Raw genomic sequence first — 15574 nt, forward strand, 5'->3', positions numbered from 1 at the left:
CGCCGGTGCCGAACCCGTCAGGCTCCGGGGCCTGAGAGCCCAGACGGCAGGACTGCATCGCGCAATTCGTCCTGTCCGGGCTGTCGGTCGGCAGCCTTGTGCAGCAGTGTCGACGTGTAGCCGCGCGTCCCGTTGCCTTCGATCAGCGTCACGTCGGCATTCCCGGGATTGTCGGATTCTTCGAGCCAGGTGACGGGATGCTGCAGGAAATTCATCTCGAAGGCACGGTTGGTAACGCCGTGGCCGACGATCAATACGCTATCGTGGCCGTGCAGTGCCTCATGCATGACGGTCTGCAGGAACAGCCGCATGCGCTGCGCCACGTCGGCGCGGCTTTCGCCATCCGGTGGCCGGGCGTAAAACTTGGCGCCATTGCTGCGCAGCCGCGCCCACCGCTCGAACTCGTCCGGAAACTTCTGCCTTTGCTCGACATGGTCGTAGATCTCGGTGAAGACTCCGAAATCCTGCTCGCGCAACAGATAGTCTTCCCGCACCTTGCCGACGGTTGCTGCTGGCAACACCGTCAAAAGCGCATCCTTGCTCTGGCGCGTCCTGAGGAACGGCGAGAACCAGACGCGCAGCTTCGGACGCTCGAACTCGGGAAGGCTGTCCAGGTATTTGGCAATCACGCCGCCAGCCTGCGCCACCTGACGATAGCCCCATTGGCTCAAGGGCACGTTGTGGTCGCCGAATTCACGGTAGGCATGGCCATCGAGGTTGCCGAGGGATTCGCCGTGGCGAACGAGAAAGATGCGCATCAGCCGTTCCGCATTGTCAGCATGCCACCGCTGGCGGCGTGTTTCGGGGCAAGGCTCAGAGCCGCCGGGACCAGAGCATTGCCACGACACCGCAGATCGCCGTGATCGCGCCGCGGTAGACCCAGGGGCGCTGGTCGATCATGAAGCTGCTGGCGGGGTAGGGGAAGTAACCGCTGCCCTGTGCGGCCCAGATCACTCCGGCGATGAACAGCAACAGACCCAAAACAAACAACGCTTTTCTTGCCATCGTCCCATCCTCGCTTGAAAGGACGACATAGCAGTTCCTGCGCCCGATGCCTACCGTCACGATGGTGGTGAAGAGGCTACTGACAGAATCTGACAGTGGGAGCGTCTACTCCTGCGACATCGAGCAAGTCTCGCAAACGGCAAGGAGCACCACATGATAACCTGGTTACGCAGCGCGGCCATTGCGCCCGGCAAGGTCCCCGACGCATTCGCCTTCGTCAAAAAGGCAGCAGGGCTGATTGAAGAAAACCACGGCATCCGGATCGCCATCAGCCGGCCGCTCGCCGGAAATCCGACGCGGATATTCTGGTCTGCGCAGCACGAGGATCTTCAGGCCTTCGAGCGTGACCACAAGGCGATCAACACCGATGCCGCGTTTCTGCGATTGCTCGGCGAGGCCAGCAGCTGCTTCATTGCCGGCTCGACTCACGATGAAATTCTGCAGACGATTTAAGGATGCGACGATGACAGATGCCGGCAGCGCCAGCGCTGCTCAAATCAGGCTCCCGACCTCGATCGTCGGGTGGTCGGACGGGATCGCGATGGCTATGTCGGCATCTTCGAGCCCAGCCATGGCTACCGCCTTCGCGTCGGAAATGCCGACGAGCGCAAGGTTGGGGTAGGCGCGGGCTCGAAGCGGTGTCTCGACAATGACCGAACGGCCCTTGAAAAAGAACAACATGGCACTCTCCTGTGGGCGTTGGCGATGCTTGACGAGGGGCTTCTGGCGCATGTCGTAGAGGCCGGCGGCAGTTGGATCAGGATGCCTTCAGGCGATCCGTCCGGAAATGCTGCCGGTCAAGGCCGCCGTTACTCGGCGGCGATATCCGGAGCGATGTCATAGGCTTCGATATCGCGCTCCTGGCTTACACGCTCCTGGGAGACTTCGTCGTTGCGCATCCGGTATTGCGGCGAATTATCCCGCACCGGCAGCAGGGCGATGATGCGGTAGGTATCGGCTGCACGCGGCGACAGGCCTTGGCGGCTCTTGAGGCGTACGGACTGGCCGATCGGGAAACGATGAACTGACATGGGCGCTTTTGCTCTCCGCCACGTCGCCGGTCGCCATCAGGGCGCCGTAGCGTGGTCTTTATCTCAAAGTCGAGTACTGAGGCGAATGCCATCCGCGGCATCCGTCGATCGCAAGGCGCCGGTCAAGGCCAACTCGGGACAACGTGTGATTGCCGCCCGTCCCTGGCTCTCCAGTCCCCAGCGATCGACAAGAGCATAGCATGAAGCGCGCGACAGGCTAGACCTCTTGGCGGTTGCAGTCCTGCCGAAGGCTTTGACACTCGGAACGTGCCCATGAAGGGCTAATCCAGCGTTTCATGACGACCGCGTCGATGCGGCGACAACTGCAGGCTGAATGCGGCCCGTGCTGCCAATACAGGCGGCGGACCCCTCCAGCGGCGAGCGACATGGTAGGCCCTCCGGGCCTCCGCTACCTAGCCTGTTTGTCATGCGCCTGAAATACGGCGGATTTTTTCGGTAGGCGCTCCGATTTTTGGCCCCTGCGCGGTTGCCTCGTGCGGGTTCCGCTCCTATGTTCCGCCTCACCTGCCAACAGGAGAACAAGACCATGGCTTTCGAATTGCCTGAACTTCCCTATGACTACGATGCGCTTTCCCCCTTCATGTCGAAGGAAACCCTCGAGTTTCACCACGACAAGCATCACAAGGCCTATGTCGACAACGGCAACAAGCTCGCCGCCGAAGCCGGCATGAGCGATCTGTCGGTCGAAGAGGTCGTCAAGAAGTCGTTCGGCACCAATGCCGGTCTCTTCAACAACGCTGCCCAGCACTACAACCACATCCATTTCTGGAAGTGGATGAAGAAGGGCGGCGGCGGCAACAAGCTGCCCGGCAAGCTGGAAACAGCCTTCGCCTCCGATCTCGGCGGCTATGACAAGTTCAAGGCCGATTTCGCAGCCGCAGGCACCACGCAGTTCGGCTCCGGCTGGGCCTGGCTCTCCGTCAAGAACGGCAAGCTCGAAATCTCCAAGACACCGAACGGCGAAAACCCGCTAGTCCACGGCGCAAGCCCGATCCTCGGCGTCGACGTCTGGGAACACTCCTATTATATCGACTACCGCAACGCCCGCCCGAAATATCTCGAGGCATTCATCGACAGCCTGATCAACTGGGATCACGTGCTGGAAATGTACGAAACGGCAACCAAGTAAGTCTAGCGCACCACCCAGAAAGCCCGGCCCCGCGCCGGGCTTTTTTCTATTTTGGCCGGCCTCCGCCAATCTCCCCTTGCGGGAGAGATGTCGGCATCGTCGACAGAGGGGCGCGCCGCCCCACGCGCAAGATGGCCTCTTGCCCCATCCAACTCAGCCGCCAATCCACAAAAATCCCCCTCGCGTGGACCGCCATAAATCAGGCGCAGTTCAATTTAACCTTGCAGGCCGGCGGACCGGTTGTGCCAACCGTCTGCCTGGGCGCGAAACGTCGCGGCCAATACACGCACGGGGGATCGCCACCGCATGTCCAGCAAGCCGAGAATCGCAGTCCTTTTTGGGGGACGTTCCTCCGAGCACGAGGTTTCGCTCATGTCCGCCGCCAATGTGGTCGGCGCCATGGATCGCTCCCGCTACGAGATCGTCCCCATCGCCGTCACCCGCAGCGGCGAATGGCTGTTGATCGACTGGGACGGCGCGACGATGCCTTCGGCCGTGCCGGCGACCGGCACCGGCGTCTGCCTGCTGCCGGGCGGCCGCGGACGGATGATGGCGATGCCGCCGGCGGGCGCGGCCTATGAGTTGCCCCCGGTCTCTGTGGTGTTTCCGGTGCTGCATGGCCTGTTCGGCGAGGACGGCTCGGTGCAGGGGCACTGCGAGGTCGCCGATGTCGCCTATGTCGGCTGCGGTATTCTCGGCTCGGTCGCGGCGCTGGACAAGGACATCGCCAAGCGGCTGCTTGCGGATGCCGGGCTTGCGGTTGCCCCCTCGGTGACGCTGCGGCGCGGCGACCCGGCGTCGTTCGAGACGATCTCGACGACGCTCGGGCTACCCGTCTTCGTTAAACCGGCCCGGCAGGGATCGTCGGTCGGCGTCGGCAGGGCACGGACGTCCGACGAGTTCACCGGGGTCCTCAGCGACGCCTTCCGTCATGACGACAAGGTGCTGGTGGAAACCTTCGTCGACGGCCGCGAGATCGAATGCGCGGTGCTGGAGGATGCCGACGGTTCGCTGGTCGTCTCGCTTCCCGGCGAGATCGTGCCGGCCGAAAAGCACGGCTTCTACAGCTACGACGCCAAGTACATCGATGCCGACGGCGCCGTCGTCAAAGTACCCGCCGATCTGCCGGACCAGGTGGCCGCAAGCATCCGCGAAATCGCCCGCCGCGCCTTTCTGGCGCTCGGCTGCGAGGGCATGGCCCGTGTCGACGTCTTCCTGAAGGTCGATGGGACGGTCACCATCAACGAAGTCAACACCATCCCCGGCTTCACCAACATCAGCATGTATCCAAAAGCCTTCGCCGCCAGCGGTATCGACAACACCGAACTCATCGATCGCCTGATCGCCCACGCGCTGCGCCGCGATAGCGCGCGGCGGTCTGACAAAGCAGCCTCGGCCAAAAGCGAGGTGGCTGCGGCCTGAGGCGGCACAGATAGACGTCGGCACTGGAAATCCGTCGCCGACGTCCGGCAGTGTCAGGCGGCGGACCTTTCGCCGGCTACCCGGCGGCGCAGTCTTGCGTCTGTGATCGCAGGCGGATTGTATGCTGCATCGAGGGTTCCGACCTCGGTTCCCGGTGAGACGATCTCGTCGATCCTGTCGAGGACCTCGTCACTGAGCCTGACCTCGGCGCCGGCAAGCAGTCCGTCCAGTTGATCCATTGTCCGTGGTCCGAGGATGGCGGACGTAACGCCGGGATGGGCAATAGCGAAGGCCATTGCCATGTGCATCAGCGACAGGCCTGCGACGTCTGCAACGGTGATGAGTTGCTCGATGACATCGAGCTTGCGCTGGTCGGACATCTGCTTTGGGAAATGGGTGACGCGTAAACTCTCGGGCAGCGGCTGGCCCTTGCGGTAACGGCCGGCCAGCATGCCCATTGCCAGCGGGCTCCAGACCACAGCGCCCATCCCGTATTTTTCACAGGTCGGCAGCACTTCGCGTTCTATGCTGCGGTGGAGAATGGAGTAGGGAGGCTGCTCGGCGCGGAAGCGTGCAGAGCAGCGTCGGTCGGCAACCCATTGCGCTTCGACGATCTCGGAGACGGGGAAGGTCGATGAACCGATGGCGCGCAGCTTGCCGGCTCGCATCAGGTCGGTAAGGACCGCGAGCGTTTCCTCGATGTCGGTATCGGGTGACGGCCGGTGGATGTAGAGCAGGTCTATGTAATCGGTTTGCAGTCGGCGCAATGAGTCGTCCACGGCGCGGGTGATCCACCGCCTGGAGTTGCCTTGGCTGTTCGGGTCCGCCCCCATTGGCAGGTGCGCCTTGGTAGCGAGCACCACAGTGTCGCGGCGTCCCTTCAGGGCTTGGCCGACAATCTCCTCGGATTCGCCATGGCTGTAGTAATCTGCGGTGTCGATGAAATTTATACCGACATCCAGCGCTTTGTGGATCATGCGAACGCCGTCCTCATGGTCCGGGTTGCCCATGGCGCCGAACATCATCGCGCCCAGGCAGTAGGGGCTGACCTTGATGCCGGTTTTTCCGAGATTTCTATATTGCATGATCTTATCCTTTTGTGGTTTTGGAGCGGGACTGCTTGCTCTCGACCCGACCCAGCGGTTCCGCGCTATCGGCCAATGCAGCGCAGGCGGTCGGCCAGGCATCGTCCCCAGGGTAAAGCGCGGTGCGCAGATACGCCCAGCTCATCCGTTGCACCAATGCGACGCGGGCCGGATCTTCGTCGGTCGTTTCGGCCGCATCGTAGCCGGCAATGCCGCCGAGCCCATGTTCGCCGCCAAACAGCGTCAGCAGGCTCTTGGGGCCGGGGCTGAGAGTGTAGGGATCGGCATGCCAGTCGGCGCCCCGCACCGTGAGATGCGGTGAAACGTCCCGGTCACCGGCGATGACCAGTGCCGGTGTTGTCATATGGTCGAAGCGGAATGTCGTGAAGAAGGAGTACCTCTCGGCCGCAGCAGCGCTGAGGTCGGCCCCGCCATTGCCGGGTGCCGCCAGCAGCACGCCGGCGCTGATGCGCGGATCCGCAAGATTGACCGCCGTGCCGTCATGCTCATCCGTCAGCTGCGCGCCCAGCAGCATCGATGCCGTATGCCCGCCCATCGAGTGGCCGGCAACGGCGACCCGGCTGCGATCCAGGCGACCGCGGAGTTCCGGAACGCAGGCTTCGATCAACTCCAGCTGGTCGAGGATAAATATCATGTCCTCGACGCGCGATCTCCAGAACAGCGGGGCGTCGGGATCGCTGCCGACGATATGGCTCAGCGTCTTCGAACTGAGATGGGTGGGTTGGATGACGACGAAGCCGTGCGCCGCCCAGAAATGGACCAGCGGACCATAGCCGTTCATCGAGGAAAGATGGTTCGACCTTCCGTGCCCGTGCGACAGAAGGATGATCGGAAGGGAGGTTCCGGTAACGGGAGCAGAGATACGCATCTGCAGATCAACGGCCCGACCCGGCGCGGGCAGGACAACCGGGCAGATGGAGACAACCGCGCTGGCCTCGTTGATGGGGATCGTCCCTGCTGGATCGTTCATTGGCATGTGCTTCAGTATCCTTTGGTGGCCAATTCTGCCGGTCCGTGCTAACTTAATTAAACGGATCAGTGTTCCGTTTTATACGGAACAACGTTCCGTTTTGCAAGTGGGTATGACTGTGCGCGATGAAACGAATGACAAACCGGCGGGGGCGGACGAAACGGAACGTCCGGATCGCCGTGTGCGCGCCGATGCCCAGCGCAATCTCGACGGCCTGTTGAAGGCAGCAATGGCGGTATTTTCCAGTTCCGGCGTCGATGCTCCGGTCCGCGAAATCGCGACCAGGGCGGGCGTCGGCGTCGGCACGTTGTATCGACACTTTCCACAGCGCGCCGATCTGGTGGCGGCTGTCTTCCGGCATGAGGTGGATGCCTGTGCCGAGGCTGCCGCAACACTTGCCGCAGAACACGCGCCTGGCGAGGCCCTGGCACATTGGATGCAGCGCTATGCGGGCTTCATTGCCACCAAGCGCGGTCTCGCCTCGGCGCTGCACTCCGGCGATCCGACGTTCGAGACCCTCCCGGGCTATTTCCAGCAGAGACTGCAGCCCGCGTTGCGAAACCTTCTGGAGGCCGCGGCAGCTGCCGGTGAAGCGCGCACGGATGTCGACGCAGAGGAATTGCTGGGCGCTGTCGCGCGTCTGTGCATGTCCTCACAGGATAATGATCCGGACCATGCACGCCGGATGGTGGCCCTGCTGTCCGACGGACTGCGCTATGGCGCGCGCCGAAACACGCCCGGATAGTCGCCGACGATGCCGTCGCCATCGACCTCGATTTCGACGCTGAAGCCGGTGGACAGGCCATCGTAGCGGAAACGCTTCTCGCCAAGCCTCGTATAGCGCTGCTCGACCGCTTTCACAGCGAGGTCGGGCACGGAGACATAGGCGACTTTGATCGTTCCGGTCTCACCGACAGCGAGGTCGAGCCTGCGGATGGGCAGGGTGTTGGTAAACGGCGTGGCCGCGATGTCGACGTCGATGCAGCCTGAAAGCCCGGCAAGCTCCATGCCATCGGCACCGCTCCAGCGCCCGTGTCCGTCCGACACCAGGTGCAGCGCCGGACCGTCGACTATCTGCATGCTGACTTCGCGTACGCGCCACCGGGGATCGAGGGTCAGTTGGTAGGAAAGACCGAAGCGGTGACCGTCGCGCTCGCCGATCACCAGGCTCCGGGCCGCAATCCGCGTTTCGTCATCGGCAACGAAGAGATGCTCGAGCCCCTTGCCGTCCCAGTCCGTCCACCGCACCACCCGCAACATCGCCCTATCTCCCATGTAGATTCGCACTATGGCCGACGGGTTCACCGCTTCAAGCCTGCGTCTTGCAGGCGGTCGCACCGCCGGTGGGATGCCTCCCGGACGAGATCGCGAGGATTCCCCAGGCCCATCGCTGATCCCTCAGCCGAGCGCCTGCAGGTAGCGCATGCCGGTGACCGGGCGGGGAGTGAAGTCCAGCTGTTCGTAGAAGCGGTGGGCAGCGACGTTGCCGGTGGCGGCGCTGACCGAGAGGTAGCGGCAACCGGCCTTGCGGGCGGTCTCGCGGGCGCGGTCGACGAGATGCTGGCCGATGCCGTGGCCGCGATGGCCGTCGCGCACGAAGAGATGATGCAGGTCCATGCCGCGCTGGCCTTCCTGCGCCCTGTAGAGCGGCACGAGGATGGCATAGCCGAGGAGGCCTTCGGCTGAATCGGCAACCAGCGCCGTGATCCACGGCAGGGGGCCGAAGAGATCGCGTTCCAGCTGCTCCGGCGTCGTCGCGGCCGCATCGCCGTGATGGGCTGCCAGCAGGGTGATCATCGCGTTGAGGTCTGGCAAGTCCTCGCGCCTGGCGGCACGGATAGTCAGCACCGGAGGTCTCAGCAGAGATATTTCACTGTCTTCGAGCATGGTCTGCGTCCTGTGTGGAGTGCCGTCAGGACGCTGTCGCATACAACAAAGCCGCCTGACGGCGGCTTGTTGACAAAAATGATCTGCCGGCCGCCCTTCTAGAGGTACAGCCAAAAGTACGAGCGGGTGATGAGCGCGTGCGTGATCATGGGAAAAGAGATGATCTGAAATGGGGGGGATGTCAAGGGAGGTGGTGATTAGTGAGCAGTGATTGGTGAGTAGAGGCAGTAGGCGTTAGGCAGTAGGCAGTAGGATTTGATCATTAGGTAGGCGCTTTGAATATAAGTAGCAGAAATTGTGAGATCAGCGGTCATAGGCAATAGCGCATTCAAGTTGCCGTTAGATATTGATGGGGACTTGATTCAACACTCTGTTAGAAATAGCGACTGCCTACTGCCTACTGCCTACTGCCTACTGCCTACTGACTACTGCCTACTGCCTACTCACTACTCACTACTCACTAAACACATGCCCTCCACCAACATGATCCGTCTCGCAAAGACCGTGGTCGGAGAGGGCTCGGATGACGTAGCAGTCTTCTATGCTGTGGCCGTTGCAGTGGGAGACGATGCGTTCCAGTTCGTTTTCCAGCTTCTTCAGGCGGGCGATCTTTTCGCGGACGTCGGCAAGGTGCTCGCGGGCGATCTGGTCGGCATCGCGGCAGGGCCTTTCCGGATGCTGGCTGAGGGTGATCAGCCCGCGGATCGCCTCGACTGTCAGGCCGAGATCGCGGCCGTGGCGGATAAAAGCCAGCCGCTCCACATCGGTCTCGCCGTAGCGCCGCTGGTTGCTGTCGCTGCGCTCGGGCGCGTCGAGCAGCCCGACCTGCTCGTAGTAGCGGATGGTCGGCACCTTGACGCCGGCGCGCTTCGACAATGTCCCGATCGACAGCATGGCGAAATTTCCTCTTGTTCCTCTAGTCGCTAGAGGGATTAGATAGGATGTCACACAGGTTCTGGCAACAAAATCAGCCCGATAAGAAAGGTGACATCATGAGCGCTTCCTGCGGCCACACCCACGGTCCCTTCGACGGCATGTCGGATACCTACAAGACGCGCCTGTGGATCGTCATCGCGCTCAACGGCATCATGTTCTTCGTCGAGATGGTCGCCGGCCAATTGGCCCGGTCCCAGGCGCTGCAGGCGGACGCACTGGATTTCTTTGCCGATTCCGTCACCTACGGCATCTCGCTGGCCGTCATCGGCGCGTCTCCCCGGATCCGCACCATGGCGGCGGCGGGCAAGGGCATCAGCCTGTTCCTGATGGGCCTGTTCGTCTGCGCGGCCACCATCTACCGGGTCTTCGTGGTCGGCGTGCCGGAAGCGCCGGTCATGGGCATCATCGGCTTCCTGGCGCTGCTTGCCAACCTTGCAACCGTCGTGCTGCTGGTCAACTACAAGGATGGCGATGCCAACGTGCGCTCCGTCTGGCTCTGCTCGCGCAACGATGCCATCGGCAATGTCGTGGTCATGGCAGCAGCTCTCGGCGTCTGGGGCACCAACACAGCCTGGCCGGATCTCGCGGTCGCGGCCGTCATGGCAGGCCTGTTCCTGACCTCTTCGGTGCAGATCCTCAGCCACTCCTGGCGCGAATGGAAAGCAGCCGGAACCGGCGGTGTCGCTGACACCCATGATCACGAAGGTCACGACCATGCCGGCCACAATCATGGGGGCTGCTGCTCTCACGACCACGCCGCCGGCGATAGCCACGACCACAAGCCGGCAGCCGCACACAGCCATTGAGGCTGCGGATGTCCCGGATTTAGCCAATTCCCCAAACGAAATCAGCCCATTGCATTTGCGTGCAATGGGCTGATCCGTGTGTGCAGCTTTCGAATAACGTCGACTATTCCTGGCGCAGCTTTGCGTCGACGCTGACAGGGCCTGGGCCCGATGTCACGAAGTAGAGGAACAGGAAGCAGAAGACGACGGCAGCATAGCCGCCGTTTTCGGTCGGGAAGAAGCTCTTCGGGAAATGGGCGATGAAGTAGGCAGCCGCCATTTCGCCGCTGAGCACGAAGGCTACGATCCGTGTCTGGAAGCCGATCAGGAACAGGAAGCCGAGGATAAGTTCGATCAGCCCCGCGACCCATGGCAGCGAGCCCTCCGGCGGCATGAAGACGCCGGCGTGGAAATGGAAGATCTTGGCAGTGCCGAACGAAAAGATGACCAGGCCAAAGACGATGCGCAGGAGGCTGAGCACGTAGGGCTGGGCGGAGGATAGTTGCTGTTTCATAATCTTCTCCGGTGGTTGGGCTTTGTCGGTTGATGAGCAGCGTCCGCCGATACTCTTGAAAAAAACCCCATAGCGCGACACTCTGCCGCCGCCAAGCCGACCGGCGGCGACAGACTGTTCACAGGTTCGGCCCCCAGGATCGTCATCCTCGGGCCCGACCCGAGGACTAGGCCACGGCCTGCAGCTGCGCCTCGCCATTGTGCAGGAAGCATGCCTTGGTGAAGAGGCCGAGGTCGACGAGGTTGGGAAGGCGGATATCGGAGATATCCGGCAGGCGCCGGCTCTCGGCATCGAACGAACGGTCGATCTGCGAGATGAAGCCGAGGACGATGCCTGTCTCCTTCGCAAAACTGCCCAGTGCGGCGATCTGCTCGGAGAGCACGGGTTTTTGGCGGCTCTGGTCGAGGATCTGCAGGTAGTCGATGATCGCGATCGTTCCAGGCCTGGACCCCGCCAGATGCCGGATGACGTAATCCGCGCTGATATCGTCGGACGTGACGACCTCCAGCCTGTCGCAATCGGTGCGATCGTCCTTTTCGAGCACGCCGATATGCTTGCGCACCTGCTGCTCCGTCATTTCGAGCGTGAAAAACACCGCCCTTCTGTCGTCGCTGATGGCATCGACCAGAAGCTGCAGCCCGAGGCTGGTCTTGCCGTGCCCCGGTCGCCCCGCCACCAGCAGCAGGTCGCCGTTCTCGAGCCTCGACAATATCGTTTCCGACAACGACCTGACGGCCATGCGCGAAGACAGCATGCTCCATCGGGCAAACCCCTCGTCGCGGGCGATCTGGTCCAGCGCCTGGTTGAGCGGAACGCCAGAGCTCCGGGCCATCAGCTTTGCCCGCCGTTTCAGTTGGAATATGGGTGCAGAAAGTTTCATGCGTAACCTCCATCACGAGCCGAAAACGCAACCCCTCCGCATGCGATGCCCGAACAGATGGTTCGATGAACGTTTGTCACCCTGCATGTATGATGCTTCCCCGAATGGAGGGGGGAGGCGTGGGCCTAGCCTGATCCAAAGACTAGCCACCGCCGTGAGTCGCGGCAAGCGCAAATGCGGCTGATCTCAGGCTCGGCCAACTCAGCCCGCCCATGGCTCGAACGGGTCGGGAAGATCGCGCCAGCTTTCGGGCGTGAAGGCATCGGCTTGTATCAGGCAGGCATCGAGCTGCTGCCTGATCCAGACTTCGTCCATCGGATCGGCGCCGATGAAGACGATTTCCTGCCGGCGATCGCCCCAGACCGGGTCTATATAGGTTTCCATCAGCCGCACGGTTTCCGCATCCTGCGGCCAGCGCTCGCGTGGCAGCGATGCCCACCAGAGACCCATGTTCGCGGTTCGAACCATGGCACCCGCCTGGCTGAGTTCGCCCACATGGTTCGTACGCGTCGCCAGCCAGAAGAATCCTTTCGAGCGCACGACGCCCGGCCATGGGCGATCCAGAAATGCGCGCAGTCTTGCGGGGTCGAAGGGGCGCTTTTCGCGATAGACGAAGGAGCGGATGCCATATTCCGCAGTTTCCGGAATATGGTCTTTGAAGCCATGAAGCTCCTTGAACCAGAGCGGGTTCGTCTCGGCTTTTTCGATGTTGAACAGGCCGGTTCCAAGAACGTCGCCGGGAGCAACCGCACCGAAATCCGCCTCGATCAGGCGTGCATCCGGATTGAGCCCGACGATGATCTTCCTCGCAGCATCGCGCTGCGCCTCCGTTGCGCTGCCGACCTTGTTGAGGACGACCACGTCGGCAAATTCGATCTGCTCGACCAGCAGGTCGACAATCGTCCGATTATCTTCCTCGCCCGCCGTTTCGCCCCTATCGGCGAGGAAATCGGAAGATCCATAATCCTTGAGCAGGTTGGCAGCGTCGACGACGGTCACCATCGTGTCGAGCCTGGCGATATCGGAGAGGCTTTCGCCGGCTTCGTCGCGGAATTCAAAAGTCGTGGCAACCGGCAGCGGCTCGGCAATGCCGGTGGATTCGATAAGCAGATAGTCAAAGCGACCTTGCTCGGCGAGCTGGCGAACCTCTTTCAGCAGGTCGTCGCGTAGTGTGCAGCAGATGCAGCCGTTGGTCATCTCAACCAGTTGCTCATCGGTACGCGAAAGATTGGCACCTCCATCCCGCACCAGCGCCGCATCGATGTTGACCTCGCTCATGTCGTTGACGATCACCGCAACCCGCATTCCCTCACGGTTTCCGAGGATATGATTGAGCAAAGTGGTCTTGCCGGCACCAAGGAAGCCGGACAGGACGGTAACAGGAAGTCTCGAATTCATTGCTAACCCCAATACACGTTATAACATTACAATAATTTTGCCTGGAATTTTGTCAAGCACGTTCCGGTGGGAGGAGGGGTCGTCTCGCGGTTTGGCGCCAATGACTGTCCGGCGGTAGAGCAATTCGAAGCCCACGACCCGTAGGTCTTTCAGCCCTCGCAGAGATCGACCGTACGATATCATAACAATCGGAAGTGGTATTCAACATGCTGGACTAGGTCACAGACAGTATAACCACGGCTATTCGCTCGTTCGGTCAAATGCCTGCGGGTTTGACTGGCCGCGCGGGTTGATGTGCTGATCTACATGGGCTGACGTTGATACTGCGGAATGCGCGTTGAACTCTGTACTCGTCTCAGGCATCGGGTTGAGGGGCCGCTTTGGCTCGTATTGGAATTCAGGCGCTAATGTGTTTACTCGAGGGTCAAAGAAGCTCTTGTCTGACGCGGACATTCGGCTTCTCTTCAAGCGTGACGTTGATAACGTTGCGCAAAAATTGTAAAGCTTGAGTACCAATAACTGGCGGCGGGAGTATGGATGCGGTTTAATTTCATTGCTGCAGTCATAGTTTGTGCAGTGGCATTGCTCATAGCTTTGGACAGGCGCTGGACTTTGAGAAAGACGCGTCATTGGCGTCCGACGATGGCTACGGTTACCGCGTCTCGCACCCGGCTCATTGGTGACTCAAGCGATGTTTTTGTCGATGTTGCATTTCTTTTCAACGGGTCGAACGCCTACGCCCGGAACCTGGCGACGAAAGGAAACAGCTTGGCAGATTATCCTTGCGGACACCAAATTCGGCTCTTGGTAGACCCGAATAATTCTTCCAAATGTACATTGGAAGAGCTTGTTCAAGCGCCGTAGCCGACTCTCCTTTGCCTCCCCCAAAACCACCCGCACACCTCGCAAGACCTATCGCACCCGCTTACCCCTCCCATCAAAATTCCGTCGCTTGACCCATCGCCATCGGGATGATCTGCCATAGATGGGGAGTTAGCGACTAGGAGCGAAAGGACGGAAAAATGAGTGCTTATGTGGTTTTCGTGCGCGACCGGATTACCGATCCGGAAGAATTCGCGACTTATGGCAAGATGGCGCCGCGGGCGGCTGAGGGGCGTGAGATGAAGCCGCTGGCCTTCTACGGGGCGGTGAAGACGCTGGAGGGCGATGCAGTCGACGGGTCCGTCATCCTCGAGTTTCCGACCATGGAGGCGGCGCAGGACTGGTACGACAGCCCGCTCTACCAGGAAGCCGTCCAGCACCGCTTCAAGGGTGCCGATTATCGCGTCTTCGTCGTCGAAGGCGTCGCCGGTTGATCGGTGACGACGGGCGGGTGTCCCTGATGTTCGCCTTTTGGCAACCGTTGAAATTTGCGTAGCGGGGCGGGTGCTTGGGAAAACTACGTCCACCCGTGCGCCACCTGCGCCAGACCCGCGCCATATTCCCTCGTTAGGTGGGGGAATACGAACCTTTCGGAGTAAAGCATGCCTGCATCCATCACCCGTCGCCTGCTTCTGGGCTCGGCTATTCTCGGCCCCATGGCGGCCCTGCTGCCGCAGCAATTGATGGCGCAAACAACCCCGCCGCCCGTCGTGCCGCAAGACCCGACGCCCCCCGTGCCGGAACAGCCGGCGCCGCCCTCCGACAAGACCGAGGAGGATGCCGGCGCCCAGCTTGCAGCGCTCGAAAAGCGCACCGGCGGCCGGCTTGGCGTCGCCGTTCTCGACACCGAAACCAATATCTCGCTCGGCAACCGCGAGACGGAACGCTTTCCGATGTTCAGCACCTGGAAGGCGCTTGCGGCAGGCTTCGTGCTTGCCCGTGTCGACCAGGGCAAGGAAAAGCTCGATCGCCGCGTCAGCTTCGGCAAGGAGGCGCTCGTTGCCTATTCGCCGGTCGCTGAAAAGCACGCGGGCACCGATGGCATGACCATTGCGGAATTGTGCGAGGCGGCAATCACCGTCAGCGACAACACTGCCGCCAATCTTCTCCTCGACAGCTTCGGCGGCCCGGCGGCGCTCACCGACTGGCTGCGCACGACCGGCGATACCGAAACCCGCCTGGACCGCCGCGAGCCGGAATTGAACGAGGCGAAGAAGGACGATCCGCGCGACACCACGACACCGGATGCGATGCTCGACACGCTCGGCCTCTTGACCCTCGGCAACACGCTGTCGGATGCCTCGAGTACGATGCTGACGGGCTGGCTGGTCGCTGCCACCACGGGCAAGGATCGCCTGCGCGCCGGCCTGCCGGCGGAATGGAAGGTAGGCGACAAGACCGGCACCGGGGCTCAAGGCATGGCCGCAGACATCGCCATCGTCTGGCCGCCCGAGCGCGGCCCCATCCTGGTGGCCGCCTACATCGCTGATGCAACGGCACCGACGGCCGAGATCAACGCCGTGTTTGCGGAGATCGGAAAAATGGTCGCCGGCATGGTCGGCAGTTCGGCCGAAGAGCAGTAAGTACTGTAAATTCAAAGCGCTACGG

Annotated in this window: 19 protein-coding genes; 7 read left to right on the forward strand and 12 right to left on the reverse strand. The window is 61.7% G+C overall.

The genetic code is table 11. The features are described 5' to 3' along the window. Positions 1 to 17: 17 nt before the first annotated feature. Both EQW76_RS10670 and EQW76_RS10675 read right to left on the reverse strand, forming a co-directional pair. Positions 18 to 758 (reverse strand): histidine phosphatase family protein, encoded by a 741-nt coding sequence (locus EQW76_RS10670; RefSeq protein ID WP_142824324.1) that lies wholly within the window; start codon positions 756 to 758, stop codon positions 18 to 20. Between the two features lie 55 nt (positions 759 to 813). Then, a complete protein-coding gene (locus EQW76_RS10675) occupies positions 814 to 1005 on the reverse strand; it encodes a hypothetical protein (RefSeq protein WP_111220248.1) in 192 nt (63 codons plus the stop codon). A 153-nt stretch (positions 1006 to 1158) separates the two neighbouring features. Between EQW76_RS10675 and EQW76_RS10680 the strand changes: the two genes are divergently transcribed. After that, positions 1159 to 1458, forward strand: a complete 300-nt coding sequence (locus EQW76_RS10680; protein WP_142824325.1) for a hypothetical protein — start codon at positions 1159 to 1161, stop codon at positions 1456 to 1458. 39 nt (positions 1459 to 1497) lie between these two features. Here EQW76_RS10680 and EQW76_RS10685 read toward each other — a convergent pair whose 3' ends face one another. Both EQW76_RS10685 and EQW76_RS10690 read right to left on the reverse strand, forming a co-directional pair. Next, complete coding sequence (locus EQW76_RS10685) at positions 1498 to 1686, reverse strand: hypothetical protein (protein WP_142824326.1); 189 nt, start codon at positions 1684 to 1686, stop codon at positions 1498 to 1500. A 128-nt stretch (positions 1687 to 1814) separates the two neighbouring features. Beyond that, positions 1815 to 2036 carry a hypothetical protein gene (locus EQW76_RS10690; RefSeq protein WP_142824327.1) on the reverse strand — a complete coding sequence of 74 codons (222 nt, stop codon included), beginning with the start codon at positions 2034 to 2036 and terminating at the stop codon, positions 1815 to 1817. A 547-nt stretch (positions 2037 to 2583) separates the two neighbouring features. On the opposite strand from EQW76_RS10690, the gene EQW76_RS10695 reads away from it, so the two are divergent. Together EQW76_RS10695 and EQW76_RS10700 are read left to right on the forward strand one after the other, a co-directional pair. Then, on the forward strand, positions 2584 to 3186 hold the full coding sequence (locus EQW76_RS10695; protein ID WP_142824328.1) for a superoxide dismutase: 603 nt from the start codon (positions 2584 to 2586) through the stop codon (positions 3184 to 3186). Positions 3187 to 3492: 306 nt separating this feature from the next. Beyond that, positions 3493 to 4608 carry a D-alanine--D-alanine ligase family protein gene (locus EQW76_RS10700; protein ID WP_142824329.1) on the forward strand — a complete coding sequence of 372 codons (1116 nt, stop codon included), beginning with the start codon at positions 3493 to 3495 and terminating at the stop codon, positions 4606 to 4608. A gap of 53 nt (positions 4609 to 4661) precedes the next feature. On the opposite strand, the gene EQW76_RS10705 is transcribed toward EQW76_RS10700, so the two are convergent. Continuing rightward, positions 4662 to 5693 (reverse strand): aldo/keto reductase, encoded by a 1032-nt coding sequence (locus EQW76_RS10705; protein WP_142824330.1) that lies wholly within the window; start codon positions 5691 to 5693, stop codon positions 4662 to 4664. Positions 5694 to 5697: 4 nt separating this feature from the next. Continuing rightward, positions 5698 to 6684: an alpha/beta fold hydrolase gene (locus EQW76_RS10710; RefSeq protein ID WP_142824331.1), complete on the reverse strand. Its 987-nt coding sequence runs from the start codon at positions 6682 to 6684 to the stop codon at positions 5698 to 5700. 118 nt (positions 6685 to 6802) lie between these two features. Here EQW76_RS10710 and EQW76_RS10715 point away from each other — a divergent pair, with 118 nt between their 5' ends. Next, positions 6803 to 7429, forward strand: a complete 627-nt coding sequence (locus EQW76_RS10715; RefSeq protein WP_224128061.1) for a TetR/AcrR family transcriptional regulator — start codon at positions 6803 to 6805, stop codon at positions 7427 to 7429. Here EQW76_RS10715 and EQW76_RS10720 read toward each other — a convergent pair. The 3 genes from EQW76_RS10720 to EQW76_RS10730 all read right to left on the reverse strand — a co-directional run bounded on the left by EQW76_RS10720 (position 7399) and on the right by EQW76_RS10730 (position 9465). Next, complete coding sequence (locus EQW76_RS10720) at positions 7399 to 7944, reverse strand: putative glycolipid-binding domain-containing protein (RefSeq protein WP_224128059.1); 546 nt, start codon at positions 7942 to 7944, stop codon at positions 7399 to 7401. The two genes, EQW76_RS10715 and EQW76_RS10720, sit on opposite strands and share 31 nt — an antisense overlap. A 138-nt stretch (positions 7945 to 8082) precedes the next feature. Next, positions 8083 to 8571, reverse strand: coding sequence for a GNAT family N-acetyltransferase (locus EQW76_RS10725; protein ID WP_142824333.1), 489 nt, complete (start codon positions 8569 to 8571; stop codon positions 8083 to 8085). Between the two features lie 453 nt (positions 8572 to 9024). Beyond that, complete coding sequence (locus tag EQW76_RS10730) at positions 9025 to 9465, reverse strand: helix-turn-helix domain-containing protein (protein ID WP_142824334.1); 441 nt, start codon at positions 9463 to 9465, stop codon at positions 9025 to 9027. Positions 9466 to 9563: 98 nt separating this feature from the next. Between EQW76_RS10730 and EQW76_RS10735 the strand changes: the two genes are divergently transcribed. Further along, a complete protein-coding gene (locus EQW76_RS10735) occupies positions 9564 to 10313 on the forward strand; it encodes a cation transporter (RefSeq protein WP_142824335.1) in 750 nt (249 codons plus the stop codon). A gap of 103 nt (positions 10314 to 10416) precedes the next feature. Here the strand turns inward: EQW76_RS10735 and EQW76_RS10740 are convergent, their stop codons facing one another. From EQW76_RS10740 to EQW76_RS10750, 3 genes are all read right to left on the reverse strand, one after another. Beyond that, complete coding sequence (locus EQW76_RS10740; protein WP_142824336.1) at positions 10417 to 10806, reverse strand: DoxX family protein; 390 nt, start codon at positions 10804 to 10806, stop codon at positions 10417 to 10419. A gap of 166 nt (positions 10807 to 10972) precedes the next feature. Continuing rightward, positions 10973 to 11686 (reverse strand): DNA helicase, encoded by a 714-nt coding sequence (locus EQW76_RS10745; RefSeq protein WP_142824337.1) that lies wholly within the window; start codon positions 11684 to 11686, stop codon positions 10973 to 10975. Positions 11687 to 11887: 201 nt separating this feature from the next. After that, the gene (locus tag EQW76_RS10750; protein ID WP_142824338.1) at positions 11888 to 13084 is read right to left on the reverse strand and encodes a GTP-binding protein; all 1197 of its coding nucleotides are present in this window, start codon (positions 13082 to 13084) and stop codon (positions 11888 to 11890) included. 1022 nt (positions 13085 to 14106) lie between these two features. On the opposite strand from EQW76_RS10750, the gene EQW76_RS10755 reads away from it, so the two are divergent. Continuing rightward, a complete protein-coding gene (locus tag EQW76_RS10755) occupies positions 14107 to 14400 on the forward strand; it encodes a DUF1330 domain-containing protein (protein WP_142824339.1) in 294 nt (97 codons plus the stop codon). Positions 14401 to 14568: 168 nt separating this feature from the next. Further along, on the forward strand, positions 14569 to 15549 hold the full coding sequence (gene bla / locus EQW76_RS10760; RefSeq protein WP_142824340.1) for a class A beta-lactamase: 981 nt from the start codon (positions 14569 to 14571) through the stop codon (positions 15547 to 15549). Positions 15550 to 15574 lie beyond the last annotated feature (25 nt).

Source organism: Rhizobium sp. rho-13.1 (assembly GCF_007000305.1).
Classification (GTDB): Bacteria; Pseudomonadota; Alphaproteobacteria; order Rhizobiales; family Rhizobiaceae; genus Rhizobium; species Rhizobium rhododendri.